General features: G+C 46.2%; 21 protein-coding genes. 6 read left to right on the forward strand and 15 right to left on the reverse strand.

What is annotated here, in order from left to right:
- Window positions 1–11 precede the first annotated feature (11 nt).
- From DFP97_RS21350 to DFP97_RS21370, 5 genes are all read left to right on the forward strand, one after another.
- Window positions 12–953 (forward strand): ABC transporter permease, encoded by a 942-nt coding sequence (locus DFP97_RS21350; RefSeq protein WP_114382217.1) that lies wholly within the window; start codon window positions 12–14, stop codon window positions 951–953.
- Window positions 954–964: 11 nt separating this feature from the next.
- Window positions 965–1,843, forward strand: a complete 879-nt coding sequence (locus DFP97_RS21355) for a carbohydrate ABC transporter permease (RefSeq protein WP_114382218.1) — start codon at window positions 965–967, stop codon at window positions 1,841–1,843.
- A gap of 70 nt (window positions 1,844–1,913) precedes the next feature.
- On the forward strand, window positions 1,914–3,509 hold the full coding sequence (locus DFP97_RS21360; protein ID WP_114382219.1) for an extracellular solute-binding protein: 1,596 nt from the start codon (window positions 1,914–1,916) through the stop codon (window positions 3,507–3,509).
- A 246-nt stretch (window positions 3,510–3,755) separates the two neighbouring features.
- Complete coding sequence (locus tag DFP97_RS21365; protein WP_245976509.1) at window positions 3,756–5,441, forward strand: sensor histidine kinase; 1,686 nt, start codon at window positions 3,756–3,758, stop codon at window positions 5,439–5,441.
- A 26-nt stretch (window positions 5,442–5,467) separates the two neighbouring features.
- Window positions 5,468–7,081 (forward strand): response regulator transcription factor, encoded by a 1,614-nt coding sequence (locus DFP97_RS21370; protein ID WP_114382221.1) that lies wholly within the window; start codon window positions 5,468–5,470, stop codon window positions 7,079–7,081.
- A 26-nt stretch (window positions 7,082–7,107) separates the two neighbouring features.
- On the opposite strand, the gene DFP97_RS21375 is transcribed toward DFP97_RS21370, so the two are convergent.
- The 10 genes from DFP97_RS21375 to DFP97_RS21420 all read right to left on the reverse strand — a co-directional run bounded on the left by DFP97_RS21375 (window position 7,108) and on the right by DFP97_RS21420 (window position 19,074).
- Entirely contained in the window at window positions 7,108–7,833 is a 726-nt protein-coding gene (locus DFP97_RS21375) for a glycosyltransferase family 2 protein (protein WP_342773295.1), read from the reverse strand.
- A 123-nt stretch (window positions 7,834–7,956) separates the two neighbouring features.
- Entirely contained in the window at window positions 7,957–9,039 is a 1,083-nt protein-coding gene (locus DFP97_RS21380; RefSeq protein WP_114382222.1) for a GerAB/ArcD/ProY family transporter, read from the reverse strand.
- Between the two features lie 15 nt (window positions 9,040–9,054).
- Complete coding sequence (locus DFP97_RS21385; protein ID WP_114382223.1) at window positions 9,055–10,269, reverse strand: Ger(x)C family spore germination protein; 1,215 nt, start codon at window positions 10,267–10,269, stop codon at window positions 9,055–9,057.
- A gap of 3 nt (window positions 10,270–10,272) precedes the next feature.
- Window positions 10,273–11,871, reverse strand: coding sequence for a spore germination protein (locus tag DFP97_RS21390; RefSeq protein ID WP_114382224.1), 1,599 nt, complete (start codon window positions 11,869–11,871; stop codon window positions 10,273–10,275).
- 15 nt (window positions 11,872–11,886) lie between these two features.
- Complete coding sequence (locus tag DFP97_RS21395; RefSeq protein ID WP_114382225.1) at window positions 11,887–12,972, reverse strand: GerAB/ArcD/ProY family transporter; 1,086 nt, start codon at window positions 12,970–12,972, stop codon at window positions 11,887–11,889.
- A gap of 25 nt (window positions 12,973–12,997) precedes the next feature.
- On the reverse strand, window positions 12,998–14,167 hold the full coding sequence (locus tag DFP97_RS21400) for a Ger(x)C family spore germination protein (RefSeq protein ID WP_114382226.1): 1,170 nt from the start codon (window positions 14,165–14,167) through the stop codon (window positions 12,998–13,000).
- Window positions 14,164–15,693, reverse strand: coding sequence for a spore germination protein (locus tag DFP97_RS21405; RefSeq protein WP_114382227.1), 1,530 nt, complete (start codon window positions 15,691–15,693; stop codon window positions 14,164–14,166). Before DFP97_RS21405 ends, DFP97_RS21400 begins: the two co-directional genes overlap by 4 nt.
- Before the next feature lie 278 nt (window positions 15,694–15,971).
- Entirely contained in the window at window positions 15,972–17,699 is a 1,728-nt protein-coding gene (locus DFP97_RS21410; protein WP_114382228.1) for a GMC family oxidoreductase N-terminal domain-containing protein, read from the reverse strand.
- On the reverse strand, window positions 17,692–18,351 hold the full coding sequence (locus DFP97_RS21415; protein WP_114382229.1) for a hypothetical protein: 660 nt from the start codon (window positions 18,349–18,351) through the stop codon (window positions 17,692–17,694). The genes DFP97_RS21410 and DFP97_RS21415 overlap by 8 nt, the downstream gene beginning before the upstream one ends.
- A gap of 183 nt (window positions 18,352–18,534) precedes the next feature.
- The gene (locus DFP97_RS21420; protein WP_114382272.1) at window positions 18,535–19,074 is read right to left on the reverse strand and encodes an NAD(P)H-dependent oxidoreductase; all 540 of its coding nucleotides are present in this window, start codon (window positions 19,072–19,074) and stop codon (window positions 18,535–18,537) included.
- Window positions 19,075–19,327: 253 nt separating this feature from the next.
- Between DFP97_RS21420 and DFP97_RS21425 the strand changes: the two genes are divergently transcribed.
- Window positions 19,328–19,666 carry a winged helix-turn-helix transcriptional regulator gene (locus DFP97_RS21425; RefSeq protein WP_114382230.1) on the forward strand — a complete coding sequence of 113 codons (339 nt, stop codon included), beginning with the start codon at window positions 19,328–19,330 and terminating at the stop codon, window positions 19,664–19,666.
- Window positions 19,667–19,798: 132 nt separating this feature from the next.
- Here the strand turns inward: DFP97_RS21425 and DFP97_RS21430 are convergent, their stop codons facing one another.
- From DFP97_RS21430 to DFP97_RS21450, 5 genes are all read right to left on the reverse strand, one after another.
- Entirely contained in the window at window positions 19,799–20,044 is a 246-nt protein-coding gene (locus DFP97_RS21430) for an HPr family phosphocarrier protein (RefSeq protein WP_114382231.1), read from the reverse strand.
- Between the two features lie 48 nt (window positions 20,045–20,092).
- Complete coding sequence (locus tag DFP97_RS21435; RefSeq protein WP_114382232.1) at window positions 20,093–21,514, reverse strand: NAD-dependent malic enzyme; 1,422 nt, start codon at window positions 21,512–21,514, stop codon at window positions 20,093–20,095.
- Between the two features lie 38 nt (window positions 21,515–21,552).
- A complete protein-coding gene (locus DFP97_RS21440) occupies window positions 21,553–23,079 on the reverse strand; it encodes a tripartite tricarboxylate transporter permease (RefSeq protein WP_114382233.1) in 1,527 nt (508 codons plus the stop codon).
- 17 nt (window positions 23,080–23,096) lie between these two features.
- Window positions 23,097–23,552 (reverse strand): tripartite tricarboxylate transporter TctB family protein, encoded by a 456-nt coding sequence (locus tag DFP97_RS21445; protein WP_114382234.1) that lies wholly within the window; start codon window positions 23,550–23,552, stop codon window positions 23,097–23,099.
- 64 nt (window positions 23,553–23,616) lie between these two features.
- On the reverse strand, window positions 23,617–24,639 hold the full coding sequence (locus DFP97_RS21450) for a Bug family tripartite tricarboxylate transporter substrate binding protein (RefSeq protein ID WP_114382235.1): 1,023 nt from the start codon (window positions 24,637–24,639) through the stop codon (window positions 23,617–23,619).
- Window positions 24,640–24,847: the final 208 nt, after the last annotated feature.

Genomic DNA, 24,847 nt, shown 5'->3' on the forward strand with positions numbered 1-24,847 from the left:
GCTGATACTTGATGCAAACGGAGCCGGTAGTACATCCTAGAAACAATCGGAAGCTATGGACCAGGCTGCTCTCTCAAAAAGAACTGCAGCTCATGGTTCTTCCGGGAATTGTGTTTCTTATTATTTTCAAATTTGTTCCCATATATGGCATGCAGCTCGCTTTCAAGGAACTGTCGGTCTCAAAAGGAATATGGCAAAGCCCTTGGGTAGGCTTTCAGCATTTCATCGATTTCTTCGAGTCGCCATTATTTGCAAATGTCATGTATAACACGATTATGATCAGTTTTCTGAAAATCGTACTGTTGACGCCGCTGCCTATTATTTTCGCTCTGCTCATGAATGAAATTCGATCCGGCAGACTGAAGACGGTATTTCAGGGAATATCCTATCTTCCGCATTTTCTTTCCTGGGTTATCGTCGGCGGCTTAATATTAACTGTCCTGGGAAAAGACGATGGAACCTTGAATCAAATTTTAATGATGATGGGGTTCATTCAGGAACCGGTCTTTTTTATGGGAACGGGAGAATACTTTTGGCCTATCCTGCTTATTACGGAGAATTGGAAAGAGATGGGGTGGGGGGCTATTATTTATTTGGCTGCCATTGCAGGGATTGACCCTGAAATCTATGAAGCTTCCAAGATTGACGGTGCGGGCAGATTCAAGCAAATTATCCATATTACGCTGCCTTCCATCATGACGACGATCATCATTCTGTTAATCCTCCGGGTCGGTTATGTGCTTGATGCCGGATTTGATCAGATTCTTGTGCTTCGAAACCCCATTATTCAAGATGTATCCAATATTATCGACATTCACGTGTTGGAGACAGGGCTGCAAGAAGGAAGATACGGATATGCAACGGCAATTGGGATGTTTAAAAGTGTTATTGGGTTTGCAATGGTGTGGGGATGCAATAAAATTGCACGAAAATTCAATATGGGGATTTGGTAGGAGGGCTGCTGTTGAAAAGGTCATTTGGGGAACGATCGTTTGATGTAGTTAATATAACCATTATGGTATTGCTAAGTATTACTACGTTATACCCTTTCATCAATACGTTTGCCATTTCATTCAGTGATGGATTGGATGCGCAGCGCGGGGGCATATTTCTTTGGCCCAGGAAATTTTCTCTGAGCAGCTATGAGGTTGTGTTCTCGGATCCCACAATCATTCAAGCCTATCTCATTACGCTGGCAAGAACGAGTCTCGGACTGATTTTAACTGTATTTTGCACGGGGATATTCGCGTACGGATTGTCTAAGAAAAATTTGATTGGACGAAACGGATATTTGCTCATTTGTGTCTTCTCAATGATTTTTTATGGCGGGTTAATACCGACTTATCTGCTCTATAAAGAGCTGGGGCTAATCAGTAATTTCTTGGTATATGTGATTCCCGGCATGATAAACGTATGGTACATGATCCTGATGAAGACGTTCTTTGAGCAATTGCCCAAAGAATTGGAGGAATCGGCGATCATTGACGGGTGCGGCTACTTCAGTACCTTTTACCGTATTATTATGCCGGTTTCGATGCCGATCGTAGCAACGATCTGTATATTCGTGGGTGTAGATCAATGGAACTCCTGGTTCGACGCTTATATATTCAACAATAAGCAAAGCCTGCAGCCGATTCAAACCTATCTTTTCAAAATTATAGCTTTATCGCAAACCCCTGAAACGAACGCGGTTCAATCGCAGCTCATGAATCGCTTGAAGGTCAATCACATGACGATTAAGGCCGCAGCGGTCATGATTACAGCGATTCCGATTTCACTAATCTACCTCATGTTTCAAAAGTACTTTACGAAAGGCTTAATGGTGGGAGCCGTCAAGGGCTGATAGCGATATTATTGTTTGTTGCTCTCTGAGGACAAACGTTAATATAATTAAAATATGCGGGGTGCTATTCATGATGAGTTTGGTCAAAAAAATGCCAAAGGTACTGGTCATCATTGTTCTGGTTTTTGCTGCGGCAGCATGCTCAAGTTCACCGAACACAGCGACAGAAAATCAGACAGAAACATCAAACCAGTCAACGAACGCGGATCAATCAACCGTTACCGTTCAGGCTTCCTGGATGTACGAATGGTGGAAACCGAAAGAGTGGGGCAACGATCCGGTAACGAAAGTATTGACGGAGAAAACCGGAGTCCAATTCAAATTTAACGGCATATCCGGCGACGGAAACGAAAAAGCAAGCGTTATGCTGCTGGCGAAGGATTATCCTGAAGTGATGTGGATGGATAGAGGGCCGGTGTTGGACAAGTATATAGCTGCCGGCGCCTTATATTCGATTGATGAGCTTGCGGAGAAATATAATTTCCCGGATATAACGAGCAATTACATTCCGGAGAGCGCTATCAACGCGTTGAAGAAGCCTGACGGTCACTTCTACGGCATACCAAACTGGTTTAACGAAGCGGGCGAGTTTGCCGTCGGCGGCGCATTCAACATCAGAGCAGATCTATACAGCCAGCTGGGCTCCCCTGAAATAAAGACGATTGATGATTTGACGAATTTCTTGAGAAAAGTGAAAGAAAGCAATTTGAAGTATGATGGAAAAGCGATGTATCCAATTGGATTCCAAGGCATTACGGGAAATGTTGAGCGCCTCGCCAATCTTTGGGGAAGCCAAAATGCAAGCGGCCGCTATTATGATGCAAATGAAGATACTGTGAAGCATTACCTCAGGAATGAAACGACGTTAAGCGCATTGAAATGGTTAAATATGCTGTATAAGGAAAAATTGCTCGATCCGGAAAACTTTACTTATAAATCCGAGCAATTTGATGAAGCGGCCGCAAAGGGCAAATTCGCCATTATTTTAGCGAATTTCTGGGATTTATGGAAAGCAAGCGAGGTCTTGAAGCTGTCCAATCCTGATTCCTATTACAAGGTCATTCCTCATCCAGCCGGTACTGCCGGTGTGCAGCCTAATGGTGACGGTTACAATACAGCGGGTTGGAACGTAGCTGTTATTACGAAAAATGCGAAAAATCCTGAAAAAATTATGGAATTTTTCAATTATTATTTGAGTCCGGAAGGTCAAATCCTGTCCTTCTACGGCATTGAAGGGGAAACATGGGAGAATGTTGGCGGCAAGCCGATGTTGAAGCCTGGCGTATATGAAGAAATCGTAAAGGATGCGGAAGGCTTCGGCAAGAAAACCGGCGTCCGGTACTTGGATTTGAATCAATACCAAAAATACAACTGGGAGCGCGATGCCGAGTCCGAGGATCGTAAAGCGGACCGGGCAATCATTGAATCGGTTAATTTTGACGCTACGCAATTAAGTATTTTGACGCTGGATGGGGAATCGAAAGAAGGAATCGCCTATGCGAATATTTCTGCGAGCCTTGAAACGGAACTGACTCAGATTATTATGGCAGCAAGTGGGGACGAAGTCGCTGCCAAGTATGATGACCTCATTAAAAGGCTGGACAAACAAGGGCTGAAGTCCATTGAGGATGCCTGGACCGTCCTATACAAAGAGAAAAATAAATAAATCATTGTGAAAACAAGTCTGTCTGGATGAAAGCGCCGGGCAGATTTGTTTACATTTAAATATAAGAATTTATAAGTTTCACATTAATAATTTGGCTTATATTTCACCGCGAAACGAGCTTTTGCCGCCAAAGGTCGGCACAGAACCGAGCTGTTTATTCACACAGCTAGCGGTTCGTGCGTAGCGATAGCCGTTTACGCTTGCCGGGAAGGATGTGCGGCTCTGAGACGAAAATACTCCTTGCAAATGAAGATGGTCACTGCCTTTTCGCTCGTTATCGCACCGCTCATCATTTTTTTGTATTACATAACGCTATACTCCATGGATGTGGTTCGGGTTCAAGTAGCGCAGTCCAATCAAAACCTGTTATCCACCTATGTACAACAAATGGATCAATCGATATCCAATATTACAAGTTACTTATATAAGCAAATTTTGAATGATACGGATCTTAAAACGCTTGGCCTATATGAATTCGGGAGCGGGGCATTCGATCTTTCCCAGGTATCAACCATCAAGAAGATGAATCAGGAGTTGAACAATCATCCTGTGGCTGGCGCTCTTTTTGTATACCATAAGGATTCGGATCATTTTATTGTCAGCTATCGGGATAGAACCGTTTATCAATCCTTGGACGCATTGAAGCAGCATATGAGTTTCAAAGAATTCAACACGCCATGGATTATTATTCCTTATGAATCGAATTATGCATTAACCAAGATCGTATCCTTTGACTCAAAAGTGTTCATTGGCGCATGGATACCGCTTCTTAGCTTAACGGAAATCATTCAGCCGTTTCGCTTTGGTCAAGAGGGGGACATTTTCCTGATCTCAAACGATGGAATACCGCTCACGCGCAGCTCATTGTCTGAAGCCGGATTGAATCGATTGCAGCAGACGCTTCGGGAAAATGTGCAATCCTATAAAGTTTTGAAGGATCCCCATACGGGTGTCAACCGTTTAACCTTGTGGAAGAGGCTCGAAAAAAGCGATTTGCATCTGGTCATATCCATTCCCGAGAAAAATGTGCTTCTCCAGCTTCCATTCTATAAAAAAGTGATCTACATCATTCCGCTCGTCTGTCTGGTTATTCTTTGCCTGTATTTCATCATGATGAGAAATATATTGCTCGTGCCGATGAATCATTTGTTGACCGGGATGAGAAAAATGGTTCGCGGCGATCTCCAGGTGAAATTGCAAGAAAACCATTCCAGTGAGTTTTCATTTCTTATTAAAACGTTTAATCAGATGGTTGCGGATATTCGCGATTTGAAAATTAATATGTATGAGGATCGAATCAAAGTTCAAGAAGCGGAATTCAAGCATTTGCAAGCACAGATTAACCCGCACTTCTATCTTAATACCTTGAATATTATTTATAATTCAGCCGTTCTTAAAGATTTTGAAACCGTCAAAACGATATCTTTGCATTTGGCCGATTATTTTCGTTTCCGTATCCGAACCAATCGGGATGAGGTGTGCCTGGAGGAAGAAATTGCGTTTGTCGAAGGGTACCTGACGATTCAGAAGCTGAGATTTATGGAATTGCTTAGTTACACGATTGATATGGATTCAACATTTTTGGATCATCGCCTGCCGCCGTTAATCGTACAGCCTTTTGTTGAGAACTGCATCATTCACGGGTTCAAGGGGGATATCGAGCATCTCCATATTCATATTGAAGTGAAGCCATCCAGGAGTGATCCGGATCACTATTTCGAAATCGTGGTGACGGATAATGGAATCGGCTTCCCAAGCAATCAATTGGAGTTAATGAATCAAATCACGTATTTTACCGGTTCGACCGATTCACATATCGGTTTGTGGAACGTGTACCACCGATTGCAAATGAAATACAATAACCGGGCATCCATTCGGTTTCAGAACGAAGAGCCTCAAGGCGCTGCCGTTATTGTAAAAATCCCCTTATAAAATCGACCGGAATGGAGTGAGCGACGATGTATACCTTGCTAATCGTTGATGACGAGAGTATTGCAGTAAGAGGAATGAAGCAAGGAATTGTGTGGTCTGACCTCGCGATCACCGAAATATTAGAGGCATACAATGTAAAGCAGGCCAAACAGCTCTTTGCCAATCATCAGATCGATATTATGATCTGCGATATCGAAATGCCGGGCCAGAACGGTATTGAACTGCTGGAATGGACCAGGACTCACTATCCCGACACCGTTTCGCTTTTTTTGACGGCGCATGCCGATTTCACCTATGTTCAGAAAGCGCTGCAGCTTGGAAGCTTTGATTATATTTTAAAACCCGTCAAGCACGAGCAGCTAAAGGACATTACCGGGCAGGCCGTGCTGCAATGGAAAAAGAATGAGGAGAAAAAAACATTCAGTGTGCTGCATAAGCAGTATGTACAGCAATGGGAAGAGCAGCTCCCGCACCTGATCGAACGGTTTTGGCAGGAATTGCTTGGTGAGCGGGTATTGCCGAAATCTAAGCAAATCGCAGCGAAACTGCAGCAGCTTAATATTCCGCTTACTTTAGACGATCAAGTGCTCCCGATTCTAATCAGTATAGAGATGTGGAAAGAAGAGTTCAATGCCAGGGACGAGGAGATTATGGAATACGCACTCCGCAAAACGGCTTCGGAACTCATGCTGGCCTCTTGGCCTGGCACGGTTATTCAGGATCGAAACGGGATAAATCTGCTGTTAATCTATGTGAAGCCAACCGATCCTATCATACGGGATGAAGTCCAAAAAATCTGTGAGGAATATATTCGGTATTGCAACCAATATTTCAAATGCAGCCTTTCCTGCTATATTGGGGAAAGCACGAAAATAACCGAAATACCTGGAATGTACAGCGATTTGCTGGTAATGGAACGAAACAATGTATCGGCATCCAACAAGGTAATCTTAGCCAATGAACAGTTACAGGTTAGGCCGTTTTTTGATTCCTCCGCCACTAGTTTCCCGGTCATGGATTGGATTATGTTGTTTGAGCTTGGACGAAAAGAGGAATTGCTTGAACAAATGACGGAGAGCTGTACTTATATGGAGCAAAAGAGCGGATTTTGCAAGGAGGATTTGGAATCCATGCACACCAGTATTCTCTTCCTGCTGTTCAGCGTGTTTCATAAAAAGGGCTTGTCTGTATACGAGGCCTTTCCGTCGAAGCAGCTCATCGACTCAACTATTAACATCCGGACTCTGGAGCAATTTCGTACGTGGATGTATAAAGTTATTTCGCAAGGAATCGGACATTTTATGCTTCATGCAAAGGAAGAGTCCGAAATCGTCATAAAAACCAAAAAGTATATTTCAGAGCATATTCATCAGGAATTTTCCCGGGAGGATATTGCGTCATACGTTTTTTTGAATCCCTCTTACCTATCCAGACTGTTTAAAAAGGAAACCGGCATTTCGCTTACCGATTATATTTTGAAGGAAAGAATGAATGAAGCGAAGCGATTATTGGTTCAAACGGAGATGAAAATCAGTCAAATCGCTGAATCGTTAGGTTATATGAATTTATCTCACTTTATTACAATGTTCAAGAAGGTCAACGGGGCCACGCCGATGAACTTTCGAAAAAAAATCCAGTAGTAGAAATCAAAATGTCAGTCGATCGATTAGTTGGAATCTTCCGGACTTCTTTGAACAAATTTTTTATAATCCAAAACATGAGGGTATCTGATATTTTCCACGTAGTTTAATAATTCTTTATCGTTAATCACCCATGTGTGGTTTTCGGAATTTTTTCTGCGTACAGCGACAAAGTTGTATTTATCGGTAGAATAAATTTTGTAACCCTTTGCTATGCTGTCCAAACAAAATTGCGTATCCTCCCCAATGCTTTGGTCCGCAAATTGAACCTTGCGAAATATTTTTCGTTTAAAAATGAGAGTAGCGCCGGGGAGTATGGAAACATAGCGGTTCTCGTCTAAATGAAAACGAAGGATCAACATATTCGAACCCCGCAAATACATAAAATGGGCGCGTTTCCCGATAATATCCGCTTTTGATTTATCAAACGCAGGTATGCTGTCTGTGAGGTAGTAGGGTGCGTAGTAGTCATCATCATCAAATTTGGCAACATAGCTGTATTGTGATTTTTTTACAGCGTAATTCAAGCATTCTCCAAGAGACTTTTTCTCCGCCAGCCGGTAAACCTGCACATTTTTATATTGCTTAGCCATATCTTTATAAAGATCTATTTGTATATTGTCGTTGTTTATAACAATGATAAGCTCTTTTATCGGATATCGTTGTCTATGGTAATTTTTAAACAGATTCATGATATAGTCTTGCCGCTTCGTACAGGTAATAATAGAAACGCCCTTCTGCTGATGCGCCAAGTTGAACCGGCCCCCTTATGGAACTCCTAGAGGAGATCTATTGTGACAACCACCTTCCTCCAGCATATGAAGATTCCTGAAAAGAGTAACGGCATATCCTTAAGGCCGGCCAAGCCGCTAAAGTTATTTGTTTGCTTTCCCTCGAATCAGCATAACGATAAAAAGAATAGCTGGAATCATGCCAATGAGTATCGGATTCATCATGAATTTTACTCCTACCAATTTCCCGACCTCCAAATGCGACTGCCAACTTGGCGGGAGAAAGGTAGTGGAATAAACAACGACTCCAACGGGGAGGACAAACCTGCGGTAACCGGTATGAAATAATTGGGCGAGTCCAAGTACGGCGGCTAAATACCATAGGGTTGATCTGATAAAAATCCCGGCGTAGAAAAGCAAAATGACAAGGGCGTCAAAACGTTCGAATACTTCGGCGACCTGAATCAGCTGAACGGATTGAAGCAGCGGAACGGTACTGATGCCCGTGAATTGCGGCCCCAGTACGACAAGGTTAATGGTATTCGTGAGAAGGATGACCATTCCGGAAATGAAAAAGGAGCGAATCGACGTTTTGGTCATTTCTTGTTTCTCGTTTAAATAGCTCCAAAACACAAGAAAAGTGAACATCTGTCCGAATGGAAACCAGAAGTCCGTCATACTTTCCTGCAGGACCGGTTTAATTCCATTTTCTAAAACCGGGAGAAGCCGATCCAAATGTACAATTCCCGAAATAAAGGTCATGATAATCAAAATAAAGTAAAAACCCAGTACGCCTACCACAATAAATTCAGCCACGCGAAAGAAGACTTCAAGTCCTTTGTATATCGCATAGACCGACAAACTCATCAAAATAAGCATAATTAGGGAAATGGGAGAACGGGGAAGAATGGTCATGAGGGTGAGATCCCCAAGGTCCCGCACATTTCGAAAGGCTTCGTAAGTAAAATAAAGGACATAGACCAATACGACGATCTTTCCCGCAAATGTACCGAAGTAATGAACCAATAGCTGGCTCAAGTTTTTCTCCGGTTCCCTGCGTTGGATCGCCAAGAAGAGCAGCAGAAGCAGAAGCCCCATTATCATGCTAACAATGACCACCAGCCAGGCGTCTTGTTTGGCTTTTATCCCTATTTCAAATAATGGAGTGCTTCCGATTTGAAATAAGATGATCATCGCTCCCAATTGATATTTACTTATCCGCTCCATAGGAAGCCTCCATTCTCATTCAGTTTTGCCGGATATCTTGGGAAAGGAGTCATTAATCATTCCGGTCCGCTGGATCGTCACCTTGACCGTAACGTTCATACTGATCTTTGGAAATTCATTTCCCCAGTTTTTGCTCCATTTTTTCCAAGCTTGCGGGTAGGCCTTGTGGAAAGCGTTCCCGAAGCCAAGCGCATCCGCTTTCAGCTTTTTTAAGGCTTGAAACGAATGCTCCACATCTTTTTTTATTTGCTCCTGGATATGCTTCTCCAGTTTATTTAACGTTTCTGGCTTTTTTATATCCAGCTTACATGCCGTTTCAGTCAAATTTCCTTTCGCATGAATATCAACAGTCATCAATAATTTACCGTCCGAAATGGCAGGCTTTAATTTGGTGCGGGACGTTTCAACTAAAAATGAAGATAGCTGATCTTTGCGGTTCTCCCCCTCACAGGGGAAGACAACCGTCGTATTTTTTATGCGATTCGTTATCCAAGGAATGCCAAGGCTTTCATTCCGGGTTAACCAGCCTGCGAATTTATCCTGCTTAAACACCCCGACTCTATCCAATTTCAATACGGCAGGGTTGCGGGTTTCTTTGAGTGCGTCTAATGAGGTTTGTCTTTTCTCATCCCCTGCAATTTTGATTTCCGGCAAGGCGGCGCTCGCGGAAGGTTGCGTTATTGTGAAAATTAATTCATGTACCGTGGATGGAATAAAGGTGGATTGACCATCACCCTGTCCAGATATTAAATTGGAAATAGAGATTCCGGGGTTGTTTTCTAACGGCGTAAGAATCTCCAGCACTTTCTTTGCCTCTCCGCTCGCAATGAGAACATTCGCCGTCTCCCGCGTTTGGTTATCTCTTATATAAGAGTCCAATAATTGGTTAAGACCAAATTCAGCAACACGCTGGCTGATGATAACGACCCGTGAATGAGAAAAAAAAAGACGGCGGGAGGACTCTAATTTACTCTTTTGAACCGCCTCCAATATCGTTTTTCCTTTCGTTGAAAAGACGATAACCGGGGATTGGGAGCCGCCCCCGCCGGATTTGCCTTGGGTTGACTGCGGCTTGATGAGTTGAAAGGTTAGGATCCATTGATTGGTTTCGTCTAAATCAAAGGCCGTTGCGCTGACAATCCCCAATCTGTTCAATTCGGTCTGGTTCCCACAACCGCTTGCAAATAATGAAAGGCCGATGATTAACAGCAGGATTAGCCCTCGTTTCATATCTTATTTCTCCTCTTCTGTATCGGAAGGTTCCGGACGCAAATTGACTTTTTGGCGAATATAATTTTGTTTAGCGAAAAGACGCGGCCTTGTAACCATCATCCACCAAGGTACCCTAACGAAGATATCTTTCATGTTGTTCGGTACAAAGGGCGCTATGGGCGCCAAATAGGGAATGCCGAATGAACGCAGAGCCGCCATATGGATCAAGAGAAAGAAAAGCCCCGACATAATCCCGAACAAGCCCAAGGATGCTGCAAGAAGCATTAATGCAAAACGAAGCAACCGGGCGGAAATCGCGATATTAAACATCGGAACGACGAAGCTGGAAATCGCCGTAAAGGCTACCACGATCACCATGGCGGCTGATACAAGTCCTGCTTCCACGGCAGCCTGCCCCAATACAAGAGCTCCGACGATGGAAATCGCCGAGCCGATAGCTCTAGGCATCCGAACTCCTGCTTCCCTTAATACCTCAAATGTGATTTCCATCAGCAATGCTTCAAAGAATGCAGGAAATGGAATCCCCTCCCTTTGCGCGGCAAGACTGACCAGCAGGGTGGAAGGTATCATTTCTTGATGAAAAGTCGTGATTGCGATATACAAGGAAGGCAGAATCATAGATATCGTAAACGCGCAGAAGCGCAAAATACGCAGAAAGGTGGAAATATCAAATCGCTGATAATAGTCTTCGCTCGCCGTAAAAAATTTGAAGAAGGTGATAGGAAGCACTAGAACAAACGGTGTTCCGTCCACCAAAACGGCAATTTGCCCTTCCAATATGGCGGCCGCAACACTATCGGGACGTTCCGAGTTAATGATGGTGGGAAACGGGGTGAAGGTTTGATCCTGGATAAATTCTTCTATATAGCCGCTATCCAAAATGCTGTCCGTGTCAATACGGTCAAGCCTTTTGAGCACTTCCTTCACCACTGAATCATCAGCTGTCCCCTTTAGGTACAAAACGCTAACGTCGGTTTGGGTTACGAGTCCGATTTTCCGATCTATTTTCCAGAGATTCGGGCTTTTGATCCTGCGCCGGAGCAGCGCGACATTCGTGCTGATATTTTCGGTGAACCCATCTTTGGGACCTCGGACAACGGATTGGGACGAAGGCTCCTCTACGCCTCTCATCTGCCATTTGGATGTGCTTGCAGATATAGCATGGTCCCAGCCCTCTGCGAGAATAACGGTATTTCCGTTGTAGAGAGCAGAAACAAAGTCATTTATTTTGTTTACGGTATTCGTGGCGCCAACGGTAAGGAGCATATCGTTAGTGACCTTGAAAGAATCGGTTAAAGACCCTTGCTCAGCCGTGTCTGCTTCCGTTCCGGATAGGATTGGCTTAATGATGCTGTCGTTAATGACCGCGGTATCGGTTAGATCGTTTATATAAACGATCGCCATAGACAAACCATTTGCCCCTTGAAACATACGAACGATAAAATCCGAGCTGTTGCCCGTAAGCGATTTGATCCTGTCGATATTTTCCTGAAGGCAGCATGAAAGCAATTCAGCTTGTTCGGGTTTGTCACTTGCCGGTTCTCCTTGCTGCGGAATCTCCTGATATTTACGGACAAAAAGCTGAAATAATTTGTTCATGAATAGCATCCACCTCTAGGTATTCCCCATTCTAATTTTTCCCACGATGAGCAGGAGCAATGGCAGACCGATCATATTGATCGGAAGCGCGTACGGTACCCAGTAATTAAGCAAATAATTGGCGGTTGCCTCCGATACGTTTCTCGGGAAATAGGCAAACGCCATCACAACCGGAGCGATAAAAAAAATCATAGTTCTCCAATTTTTGATTTTCAAAAATTGGGCCGTACCATAGCTGGTGATGAATAAATATATGGCCAGCTTAATGAATACGCTGGCTACCCAGATCACGATCGTAAGCGGGTCGAAATTTTCAATGAAACCGAAAAGGGATATTTTTCGGGACATTTCGAAAAATGGATACCACATTTTTGGGGCGAGATTGGTCCCCATCGTAACGGTAGCCATCAGCATGGCGATAAGCACCAAGAAAGTGGCGGCAATGACTCCCCAATAAGCATAAGGCGCTCCTTTGCGGGGCTGATACAAGAACGACGCAAGCATGAGATATTCGACGGAATGCCCCAGATAAGAAGCGGGGGGAAGCGCACCATTTATGACTCCCATCATTCCGCTATCCACGAATACCGGCAGTAGATACTTCCAGTCCGCATTGTTGAGGCTTGCAACCAGAGCAAGAATAACCATCAATATAATAATCGGTCCAAGAACCTCGCTGCAGCGGGCGATGGATACGATCCCTCCCGAATAGGTCGCATATACGATCAATAGGAGCATAATGATCATAACTGCCGCTTTCGGCGTAGCAGGAAGGATCATGGTATGAATCACATCGATAAATTGGCGCAGTACGATCGGAAGGATCGTATACCATTGGACAAGATAGATGACAATGACGACCTTGCCGATCCATTTCCCCAAAACGGTCTGACTAAGTTGGATTAAATTCTGGTCAGGATGGAGAAGGGACGCGTTCGTCACCAAAACAGTGGCCAGCAAGATGATGCACCCGGCAACAAGAATGGAAATCCACACATCTTGTTTAGCGGCCTGCAAGCTTGGCGTGAGCGTCATGATTAACGTCATTCCCAAATCCATGATGAAGATCATCCAGAAAACTTGCATGCCGGTCACTTTCATCTTGAACCCTCCTCCATTCGGTCATTTACTTCTTCTGCTGATGTGCGGGGGCTTGCGTTCGGCCGACCCGTTCGATCCGGAATTCAGTCTTTACCTGAACGGGAACTTTAGGGTAGAGCTCAATCCAATGATCCTTTATCGTTTTCCAGGCATAAGGGTGTTCGATATGAATTTGATTGCCAAAACTGAAAATATCCGATTTGAATTTTTTTTGGGTGTGCGAGATCGTGCTTGCGATTTCTTTCTTTATATCCTCCGAAAATTTCTTTTCAACGAGTGGGATAACCTTGCTCATATCCAAACTCGTATCGTTTGATATGATTCTGCCTGCAGCTTTGAATGAGACCGATACTTCCGGTTTTCCATTCTTTATGCGGGTTCGTATTTTCGGCTTGGCCTTCATTAAATGAATCGTGATAGTTCCATGATATTGATTCTGCGGCGGCTCCATTTGCGTGGTAAGTCTCATACCGTCTATATTTCCTGTCATTAAGCGATATGCTTTTAAATCCGTACCAGATAGAAAGCCGACCAGTTTATTGCGTTGGTATACCGCCGCTTTATCGATTATGAAGGTTTGTTCGCCAGAGCTTTGCTTAATGATCCGAATGGCCCCGCTAACCGGTGATTTACCGAAGGAAGCGAGAGCGTCAACGAATTTGTCCATTTTGACGGATAAGCTAAAGTCTTCATATTGTAATTTGTTGATGCCGATAGCCGGTATGATCTCCATTTGGTACGATGCGTTTAAGATCTTTTTTGCCGTCGTTCCATAAGCGGTCAACATATAGCTGTTATACCGGCTTTCCGGTGAACGCATCAAGGTATCCAGAATCTGATCAAAGCCGTGCCGGGCGTATTTTTCGCCGACCACGACTATCCCCCTGTGACCCAGATTGATTCTCCGGGACAATTGCTGCTGCAGCTTGCCTAATGCATCTAACCCGTCCTTCCCCTTGGCTGAAATAACCAATACGGGTTTTGTCGCTTTCCCCCCGGACTGTAAAGAACTCGGAATTCCGGTTGGAAGAGCAATTTGCAGAGTAGCTTCAATTTGGTTGTCATCCGCAAGATCGAGACCGCTGGCCATGACGAGTGCAAGATCATCCATCTCCTTACGGTCCCAGCAGCCTGTGAGTAAACCAAGGCAGGCGATAAGTGTCAAGCACCCATACAAAATCCGGCTAAGGGTCATTTCTTCTCCAACTCCATTTTTTGTCGAATCTGATGCTGCCGCTTATGAATGATCTTCCATGGGGCTCTGATCAATACGTCCCATAGCCCGGACGGACCCAGCGGTGTAAGCGGCGATAAATAAGGAACGCCGAAGGAAGATAGGTTGGTCAGATGGATCAAGATAGCGAGCATAGCGGCGCTGACCCCGTAAAGGCCGAAAGTTCCGGCGCACAGCACCATCGGAAAACGCAAAATGCTGACTGCCTGGCTCATGCCCGGGTGGGGAATGAGAAAGGAGGCGATTCCCGTCAACGATACGATGATGATGATGGGGGCAGATATGATGCCGGCCTGAACCGCGGCTTGTCCGATGACCAGCGCGCCTACGATACTGATCGTTTGGCCTACCGGACGGGGCAGCCGGACCCCCGCCTCGCGGAGCGCTTCAAAAGTAACCTCCATAATCAAGGTTTCCACCATCGCCGGGAACGGAACGACCTCCCTCGCTGCCGCCAGGCTCAAAGTCAAGCTTGTCGGGATCATTTCCGAGTGAAAGGTCGTAATGGCTACATAGATGGATGGAAGGGCCAGCGCCAAAAAGGCAAACAAAAACCTCAGCCAGCGCAGCAGTGTAGCGAATATGAAATTCATATAGTAGTCTTCAACGGTTTGGAACGCATACCAGAATGTGATGGGCATGACCAGCGCAATCGGCGATCCGTCTATGAGAAGCGCCACTTTCCCTTCAATGAGGGAGGCCGCCACCAAATCGGGTCTTTGGGTCGTCTGCATGACCGGGAAAGGCGTGTAGGGATGGTCGCTGATCAACTCTTCGATATAACCGGACTCGAGGATGCTGTCCATATCGATTTTTGCCAGACGCTGCTTTACCTCCTCTACCACAGTCTGCGGCGCTTTATTCTCAATGTAGACAAGCGTCATGTCCGTCTGGGAAACCGCGCCTACGCTGATCTTCTCCATCTTCAGCAGAGGCGTTCGGATCCTTTGGCGGACCAAGGCCATATTGATATGGAGGTTCTCGATGAACCCGAGCCGCGGACCGCGAATAACGGCTTCCGTGCTCGGTTCATCCAATTGACGGTGCAATTGATCCTTGATACAGAAAGAAAGCGCCTGCTTGGAAGCTTCTACGAATAGGACGACTTCTCCCCTGACGATGCGTTGGATGGTTTCTTTCAGATTTTCGACAACACTGGGCTTTACGGCAGAAGCCAATTTGTACCGCAGCTGCTCGATAAGCTGGGCGGAATTATCGAAATCCACTGCTTCCTGATTCACTAATGGCCTTAACAAACCATCGTCCCACATGGTGTCATCAACCAATACATCGAGATAAACCGCCATGCAGAGGTTTGACCCGAAAACATGTATTTTCCGTACGATAAGATCGCTGCAGTTGGCAAAGGCTTGCCGCAGCTCCAATTCATTGACGGCCAAATTGTCGGAAATGTCTTCATCGATTGTATATTCAAATTCCTTCAGCTTTTGGTCTATTTGTCCTGGAAGGCCTTTTTTTCTATTCATATAGGTTCTCCCTGTGAAGTAGGTTCATGATGAATACGAGGATAAGTTTCCCTTTATTTTTCCGATTTATTCTAGAAAAGGCAAAAGCCCACTGGCAGGAAGCCTTCACAGGCTTGCCTTCCAGTGAGCTTTGAGCCATGCAGAGGAATAGTTTTCCTTCTGACGAGCATGCTACATGCATATCGAATGATAGTAGACAGAGGGAAGTGCGAAGGAATGAAAGGTTTTGGAAAGGCTGTCGCTTTTTTATTTATTGTCGCTTTATCAGGAGCGGTACTTTATTTATCCGTTTCAATGGAGTGACCGAAATACTTATTGGCCAGCTTATCAGCCGTGCGCGTTGCGAGCGCTTGCGTTGTAAGGGTTGGATTAGGCCCGCCGATCCCGTCAAAGTGGACGCTGTTATCGGCGATATAAAGCCGCTTAACTTGAAAGGCTTCGCAGTTCGTATCCGTTACGAACCCCATGCGCATCGTGCTTTCCAGATGGAGAAGGAACCCGGTAGGCAAATCCGACCGGATGATTTTTTTGGCGCCGGCATGCTGCAGGGTCTCACATGCATGCCGGGCCAACCGGTCGCGCCTTTGCAGCGTTTTTTTGCTTGGCGTATAGTAAATGATCGGAATCGGCCCGTTTTCGTCTTTCAGCAGCGGATCGACCTCGACTCTGTTGCTGAAGCGCACTTCATCATCGGTCAGGAGGAGCATGGTCATCGTTCGGGTGTAGTTGTGCATTAATTCTTTCAGCTCCGGACCGACAACCCTGCCTCGAATATTCCAAGGCTCGCCCGGTTCCGGCGGATTAAGGGCGTCATATCCAGCTTCGCTGAAGCCGTAAGTAAGGAAGGCCATTAATCCGGGGCTGAGGCAAGAAACTTGGAATATGCCTGTGCCCGGAATATCGACTCTGGCCCCTGACGTATGTCCGACATACGGATAGACGGACGGCGTTCCCAGTATGCTCATCAAATCCTTCTCGTCAAATACGCCTCCTACCCAATCGAAATAATGATTGGTCAGTCCTCTTCCCACCCACGGGTTGTGAGGCAGTCCTGAATTCAGCCATAGGCGCGGCGATTCGATGCAGCCGGCAGCCATAACGACTGTTTTGGCCGTAAGCTCGCCGATTTCTCCTGTCCATGTATCCCGAAACTGCACGCCGGTTGCGCGAAGTCCTTCTTTCGGATCCTGCTCGGTCAATATTTTGATCGTGAAGGAATTGGGCCGGATCGAGACATTTCCGGTTTTGAGAGCAAGCGGGATATAGCTGACAAGAGTACTTCGTTTGGCGATTTTGTCTAAGGTTGGCCCGGTCGTGCATCCGTTGACGCAATGTCCCCTCAGGGTGCAGCCTTCCATATGGCTCAATTGCTCCATGGAATAATTAGGGTCCATTAGATGTTCGTTCGCTCGAAGAATTGCATTGGGGTTCGGGCGATAGCCCGGAGTAACGACATCAAGCGTCGGGATCAGCGACCATCCGGCCTTTTTGGCGCCGTAGTAAAAAAGCTCTTCCTTGGGAGTCGTCGGTGAAAATTGAACGGGCAATGTGGCTTCGGCTTTCTCGTAATAAGGAACGAGCTCCCGGTAACTGATCGGCCATACATTATCGATAGCCGCAGGAAAGGCTCTTGGCGATTGCGACCAGTAATGCTGTGTCGTGCCTCCGACTCCGGAAACCTGCCAAATATCGCCCTTTTGCCGCATAACCCGGTGCCAAGGCGCGCGCCTGCGATCAGCCGGTCCGAAGCGGAAGGTGCCTGACACTACATCATTCATGTTGTTTTCATACGAATTGTAGATCTTCTTATAAATGCCCACGTCCAAATCGTTGTAACTGGAGCTCCACTCTCCGCCGCGCTCGCTGTTCGGGTTCTGCCACTTTTTGTTTCCATAAAAGGGACCTGCCTCAAGCACCAATACTTTAAGGCCTTTCTCTGCAAGCTCCTTGGCCGCAACAGCGCCGCCGCCGCCGGATCCGATTACGATTACGTCTGCATCATACAATGGTGGATTTCCCTCCTTCGCGTACGATGGTTAATAAAAAACCGCGGTTAGCGCGATAGCCTAAAGAAACGCCAGGGTATCCCGTCTGCTTCCAGCCAATCGGAAAATATTCCAGCCGCCGTTCGGTTGGGGTCGCCAGCCGGGTCGTTCCGTAAGCCGACCACTCCGAGTAGAAGCCGAACATGGTGCCGCGGTTCAAATAATCGACGATAAATACGATCAATCCGCCGTCGTCCTTGTAAGGCGGAGGAAGCAAACCGAGATCTACACAGAGCTCTTCCAGCATGGCGAGAGTCCGTATTCTGTCCGCCGGTGAAAGTGCGGAGAACGGGCTGCTTCCCCAAAGCGCGTGGTTCGGAGCATGCTGCGTCTTTCCCGAGGCGATGAGTTGAACGGCGCCTGCATTGAGCAATTGGGCGGTAGAAGCGGATAAGGGCACAATGGTCAAATGTGTGCCGAGAAAAAGCGCAAGGCTGTGATCCAATTCCCAAATCATATACTCGTGAACGTACAGCTCTACAGCTCCCGCCGCCTGCTCCGCTCCATACACGGCTAGCGCCGGCGAATTCGGGACGATCGCTTCGACAAGCGCCCGGAAAGTTGCAACGGTATGAGCATCAACGGTTGCTGCATATTGTTTTGCCGGATGCATGCTGGGTTCCCCCTTTGTAGACAAAGAAGTCAGAATTTGGATTAATATAACTTGAATCTATTCGGCTGGCTTGTCTATTATTCTGAGGCTGTTTATAGTGTTTTGGTTAAGCATATTTATACTTAAACAAGCATCTAAGCGAAATCGCTCAGATGCTTGTTTTCATGTAAGTGCTTATGAAATTTAACGGGCAAGCGTTATTAACGAAGTTTGAATATGTTCCGCGTACCTTCTTGCCTCTTGAGAGAGATAGGCATCCGTGCCAAAGGAAGCGTTATAGGTGACAAAGATAGGCAGGAAGGTACCGTTGCATCTAACTAGGGTAGCTTGTATGGGTCTTATCAACTCGCTAATCGTGAACCAATTGTCCCCGCCTGAACGGTATCCATTCTCGGGACCACCTGTTGTAATTGCAACCACAAATTCTTTCCCTTTCAAATGTTCGCCTCCGGGCCCAAAAGCCCAACCATACGTTAACACGTCATCAAACCACTTTTTTAAGAGTGGTGGACAGCTATACCAATAAAAAGGGAATTGAAAAACAATCCGGTCATATTCCAGCAACAATTGTTGTTCCTTTTGCACATCGATAGTCCAATTTGGATATTCCTGATAGAGGTCACGCACTAAAGTGTCAGTCTGCCCGTTAAGCGCTTGTGCCAGAGCCTGATTGGCTCGAGACTGCTTAAGATCCGGATGTGCTATTATAACCATAATTTTCATTTTCATCGTCCTCTCCCGCGGTTTGAACAAACATCGTTTACGCCCCTATTATTAATTGAATTTTCATTCTTGAAAAGTACGCTCTTTATTCATACTTAGTCCTCAAAAACAAACCTTAGACGATGCTTGCTTTTCCTTCGCGGTACGTTAAACCGTACTATGTACGGAAAAGTGTAGTACTGTTTAAAGTCGGGATACTTTGATAAAGTATCAGAAAAGGGAATGTAAATAAGATAACCGGGGAGTTGAGGGTATGCGAACAGCTATACATGAATCTCCTGCAACACAGGGGATTTTTACTACACTTCAAGCGATCGGGGGAAAATGGAAGCCGCTTATATTGTTTATTTTGCTGCAAGATGGAACCAAGCGGTTCGGGGAGTTAAGACGTCTGCTTCCCAATATTACACAAGGAATGCTGACCAATCAGCTTCGTGAGTTGGAGCAGGATGGACTCATTGTGCGCAAGGTATATCAGGAGATTCCTCCGAAGGTTGAATATTCGATATCTGAGTACGGCTGCACGTTAGGTTCTATTTTGACCGATATGTGCGGATGGGGTTTCAAACATATGGAGTTTATGAAAAGCTAGACATCTTTGAATAGCCCGATTCCCAGCAATCGTACCGCGATCCATATGACCTTGCCGCTCCGGAGAAGTGTGTAAGAAATAGAAAGAGGTGAGCGGGAAGCCACTCACCTCTTGGATTATAGGAACAGACGACTAAGGGTTTACCTCTACTTGAAGATGGTATTTGTTGAAAACCTCGATCATGGCGGATTTGGCTTCTTCCTCATCGGGACCATGGATTTCAAGCTTATACGCAAGGTTTTTGTATAATGAAATGCTTAGGCCAAGGATGCTTTTGACGTCGACGAATTTCGTATCGCTGATGCGCAGGACGATGCTTGATTTATAATCGGCTGCCGTTTGGTTAATGTCAACAATAGATCGAATTTCAGCTTTCATAAAACAACCTCCGTTCATGACTTGTTACTTCAATTCCATTAAACTCAATCATCTATACTCCCGGGGTATTCTTCGGGCGACTCCCGTCTTCATGGCCGCTTTGATGACGAGATCGCGGATGGCTTTTACGACAGCTTGATTGAAGACGCTCGGAATAATATAATGCCGGCTTCTTTCGTCATCGGAGATGGCGGAGGCAATGGCCTCGGCAGCCGCAAGCTTCATTTCCTCATTAATGGTCGTAGCTCTGCAATCTAAAGCACCGCGGAAAATACCCGGGAAACATAACACATTGTTAATTTGGTTAGGATAATCCGAACGTCCGGTGGCGATTACGCCAACGATATCCTCCACTTCCTCTGGCCTAATCTCCGGTGTCGGATTGGCCATTGCAAAAACGATCGGGTTGTCCGCCATTGCCATCACATCTTCCCGGCGAAGCAGTCCGCCCGCGGAAAGACCGATGAACACATCAGCTCCTTGAATCACTTCCCGTAACGAGCCGTGAACGCGATTCGGATTGGTATGCTCCGCATACCACTGCCACATGCCATTGTCATAAGTGGTTCCGGATACCAGGGCGCCTTGCCGATCCACGCCGATAATGTTTTGAACTCCTGCGGATAATAGGATTTTACTGCAAGCCACACCGGCCGCTCCTATTCCGCAAACAACCACCTTAATCTCATGAATCGATTTATTTACGATTTTCAAGGCATTGATTAAAGCGGCATACAATACGACCGCTGTGCCGTGCTGGTCATCATGGAATACGGGAATATCCAATTCCTCGCGCAGCCTCTGTTCGATTTCAAAGCATCTCGGAGAAGAAATATCCTCAAGATTGATCCCGCCAAAGCCGGGGGCGATGGCTTTGATCGTGGCAATGATTTGCTCGGTATCCTGCGTGTTCAAGCAGATCGGGAAGGAGTCGACGTCTGCCAGCTGTTTGAAAAGCATCGATTTTCCTTCCATAACGGGCATAGCCGCATAAGGTCCAATATTGCCAAGCCCTAAGACGGCGCTTCCGTCCGAAACAACGGCAACGGTGTTTCTCTTGATCGTTAATGTAAATGCTTTTCTTGGCTCTTCGTGAATGGCCATGCATACGCGTGCTACATCGGGCGTATATACGCGTGAGAGATCATCACGGTTCTGAATCGGCGCTTTAAGCTTCGTTTCGATTTTGCCGCCAAGATGCAGCAGAAACGTTCGGTCCGAAATATTCACAAGCCGGACACCGTTTAAGCTCTTAACCATTTCGGTAATAATGCCAATATCGACCGTATCGGTTACGGTAATCGTAATATCCCGCACCGTCACATTTTGACTGGTCTGAATGACGTCGATGGCCACGATATCTCCACCGGCTTCGAATATGGAGGATGCGACCTGGCCGAAATGAACCTCATTCGTATTCATCTCGAGTCTGAGAATAACGCTTTTTCCACCGAGTCTATTGTTATCCATGGCTACCTCCATTTGATAGGTTTATCACAACCTGTTTGCTAACCTTCCTCGTTAACGACAACCTCTTTCCCTCTCTTTTTCAACAAGATGGGAACGATAATCCAAAGTGCCGCGATACTTAAGAAAACGAGCGAAAGCGGTTTTTGCAGGAAAATCATAAAATCGCCGTTGGAAGTCGTTAACGCTCTGCGCATATTATTTTCGATCATCGGCCCCAAAACTAAACCAAGCACGAGAGGTGCTAAAGGGTAATCATTCCGGGCAAGCAGGAAGCCGGCAACCCCGCAGCCAAGCAGCAGCATTAAATCAAAGATTTGCACTTGTACGGCGTAAACGCCAAAAATCGAAATAGCGATAATAATCGGGATCAAGTATTTCGGTGGCGTTTGAATGACTTTAGCAAACACTTTTACAAGGGGCATATTGAGAACAAGCAAAATGAGATTTCCGATTAGCATGCTGGCAATTAGCCCCCATGCCACTTGAGGATGCTCCTCGAATAGCAAAGGACCCGGCTGAATGTTATACATGATTAAGGCGCCCATCAATATAGCTGTAGTACCCGAGCCCGGTATGCCGAGTGTAAGCAAAGGGATCATGGCTCCGCCCGATGCCCCGTTATTAGCGGATTCCGGAGCAGCTACGCCGGCGATATTTCCTTTGCCGAACGATTCAGGATTTTTGCTGAGCTTTTTCTCCAAAATATAGCTGAAGAAAGAAGCCAATGTAGCGCCGGCACCAGGCAGAATGCCGATGAAAAAGCCTAATACCGAGCCGCGGGCAATCGGTCCTGCGCTGTCCTTTAAATCTTGCTTTGTCGGAAGGATCCGTTCGATCTTCGCGGTTTTGCCGGCGGAATAGTCCTTTTCTAATATCGTTTTGAATACTTCACCCAAAGCAAACAGGCCGACGGCAACGGTCAAAAACTCGAGGCCCGAATAGAGCAGCGGAATGCCGAAAGTAAACCTGGCGACACCCGATACCGTATCCATCCCGATGGTAGCAAGAAGCAATCCGAGTACCGTCATTATAAGAGCCTTTGTAATAGATTTTCCGGCCAAGCCGCTGACTGCGCAAAGTCCAAGGAGCATCAAGGAAAAGTAGTCCGCGGGCCCGAACTTAATCGCAACCTCCGATAACGGTTCAGCTAATACAATGAGCGCAATGACGGCAAATAAGCCTGCGGCAAAAGAGCCGATCGCGGAGATCGATAAAGCGGCTCCGGCTCTTCCTTGCTTGGCCATTTGATAGCCGTCCAAGGTCGTCACGACGGAAGAGGATTCACCCGGCGTATTGAGCAGGATGGACGTCGTTGACCCGCCGTACATCGCTCCGTAATATACGCCGGCAAGAAGGATAATGGAGCTTGTTGCCGCCGCTTCCGGCGGCAATCCGCCGGTCATTGAAGCCGTTATAGGAATAAGCAGCGCGACGCCGCTCATGGGACCTATACCAGGAAGTACCCCAACAGCCGTTCCAATTAACACGCCGATAAAAGCGAACAGCAGATTATGCCATTGAAAGGCGGTCGCAAAACCGTCTGCGAGAAATTGTAATGTGTCCATTCATATACCTCCTTTTATTACGACAGCCATACCGGAAAGCCCGGCATCGAACCTTCAAGAATGACGACAAAGATGACATAAACGCCTACTGCAAACAACCCGGAGATTACGATCGACTTCAGCCATTTTCCTCTTTCCAATACTTGAAAGCTGACGAGGAGGAAAAGGAAGGTCCCGATGATATAACCGATCGTTTCCAAGAAGAACGCATATAAAAAGGCTGCAGCGAAGATGATAAGAAACCTTTTGTAATCGAGCTTTTCTTCCTTGCTGCTTTGACCTTTAGATTTCAATACTTCGTAAAACAAACGAATACTTAAAAGTACGAGCAGCGCTCCAAGGCCGAAAGGGGCAATATTAGGACCTACGGTGCTGCCGTATGACGAAGAACTAATGGCCGAGCTCTGCCACATAAAACCGATTCCTAGAAGGAAAAATATAATACTGGCGTAACGATCGAATACTTTGTTCAAAGTCCTGCACCTCCAATGAATAAATAAAGAAAGGGAGAGAGACATGCTCCCTCCCTAGGCCATTTTATTTTTGCATGCCGAGCGCCGTTAACAGCTCTTGAACAACAACTTCTTGTTCAGCCAGGAAGGCTGCGAAATCGGTGGAATTTTTGTACTCGCTCGCCCAATCGTTTGCTTTGAGTTCTGTGTTCCAGGCCTCGTTCTCGGAAAGAGCCTTCAACGTTTTGTCCCAATATGCGATTTGGTCTGCAGTCATGCCCTTCGGGCCCAATACGCCGCGCCAGATCGTGAATTCCGCATCAATGCCCAGCTCTTTTAAAGTAGGAACATCCTTAAAGTCGCCGCCGAGCCGCTCATTTGAAGTAACCGCAAGAATTTTGATCTTGCCTGCTTTCAAATAACTGCCGAGTGAAGAGATGTCGGTTCCGATCGCATCGGCATTTTTGCCCAGCAATGCGGCAATGGCTTCGCCTCCGCCATCATAGGACAGGTATTTGACCGTTTTCGGATCGACGCCCAGCTTGAAGGCCGGCAGTACGCTGATTAAGTGGTCCATGGAACCGGGAGCTGAACCGCCCGCAAGCGTAACCTTGGAAGCGTCTGCCTTAATGTCGTCGATAAGAGCTTGAATGTCATTGTATTTGGAATCGGCAGCAACCGCGATTGCGCCGTAATCCTTCGTTATTTGTGCGAGAGGGGTGACATCCTTGTACCCGTACGGGCTGTTTCCTTCTTTTTTGAGATTGTTAATGAGAATAGGCGGTGAGCTTACAAACAGCTTGTAAGGGTCATCCTTGTCTTTCGCCACGTATTCAGCCAAAAATACGGTGCCGCCGCCGCCGGGTTTGTTTTCTACGGTCATCGTCTGATCGACCAGCTTCGTTTCACCGAGTACCTTCGAGAGAGATCTTGCTGTTTTATCCCATCCGCCGCCGGCTCCTGAAGGAGCCGTGATAACGATAGGCTTCTCCGGATATTTGGCGGCATCAGAGCCGCCTGTATTCGATGCTGTTCCACAAGCTGTAAGACTAACGGCAACAAAAGCTGCGGCCACTATTGTTTTCCAATTATTTGTTTTGAGAACCATTCGATAATTCCCCCTTTAGTATCAATCAAGTAAACGTATGCAAAATGTTGAAAGCGCTTACTCAACTTATTAGCTTCATACTAGCATCGCTTATTTGAGTTGACCAGAATAACGACATAAGTTCAAAAGTAATCATATTGTGAATTTTGTTCATAAAATTTACGGCCATAATCGGCTTCAGGGGCTATGTTCAGGGAAATATGTAGAA

The organism is Paenibacillus prosopidis, assembly GCF_003337375.1.
Lineage (GTDB): Bacteria > Bacillota > Bacilli > Paenibacillales > Paenibacillaceae > Pristimantibacillus > Pristimantibacillus prosopidis.